Raw genomic sequence first — 703 nt, forward strand, 5'->3', positions numbered from 1 at the left:
TTTAAATAATTTGTATAAACATCATTAGAGCAACTACCTCTTCTATAATAATTACCTAAATCAAGATAATAATTATCAACAAATAACCTAGCAAAAGAATCATAAATTCTATTAAGATTAGGGCTAAGTTCTAAACTCAAATTATTTAAATTTGTTATTGCATAACTACAAGGTTTATAATAACCATAAATATCATAATTTATTAGTTTATCTTTGCTAAGTCTAGTTGGTAATTCTGAAGCTTCTTCTTCAAAAATTTTTTCATATTTTTTATAATTTTCATATAATTGCACTTCTTTATCAACTATCAATTTTACACTTTTAAAAAACTTTCCATCTATCGTATAGTTTTGCTTTTCAATTGTGCTTAATAATAAGGTATTTGGTTTTTTAAGTTCTGTTACTTCGTGCTTTGGACTTTGCTGTAAATTAAAATGACTTATTAATAATATTCCGTGAAAAGCAATCATTAAAAATGAGAAAAAATAAAAGGTAACTTTAATAAATTTTTGATTTTGTTTCATTATTAACTTATAAAACCACCAAATTAATAGTGAAAATACAATTGGTAGCAATAGTTGTAAAACTACAAACCACCCACCGGCATCTCTATCAATAAGCCCAATTCTTATAACCAAATATAAAAATAAAATATATAAAGCTATTATAAATCTAGGATAGAGCTTTAATCCTATAAATAAAG

1 protein-coding gene is annotated in these 703 nt (G+C 23.5%); it reads right to left on the reverse strand.

Going from position 1 to position 703, the window contains the following annotated elements; translation table 11 throughout:
- Nucleotides 1-703, reverse strand: a 703-nt coding sequence (locus KJQ99_RS09460) for a hypothetical protein (protein WP_214150677.1), incomplete at both ends; no start/stop codon positions are given.

Source organism: Campylobacter sp. 2018MI13, assembly GCF_018501135.1.
In the GTDB taxonomy this organism is placed as follows: Bacteria; Campylobacterota; Campylobacteria; order Campylobacterales; family Campylobacteraceae; genus Campylobacter_E.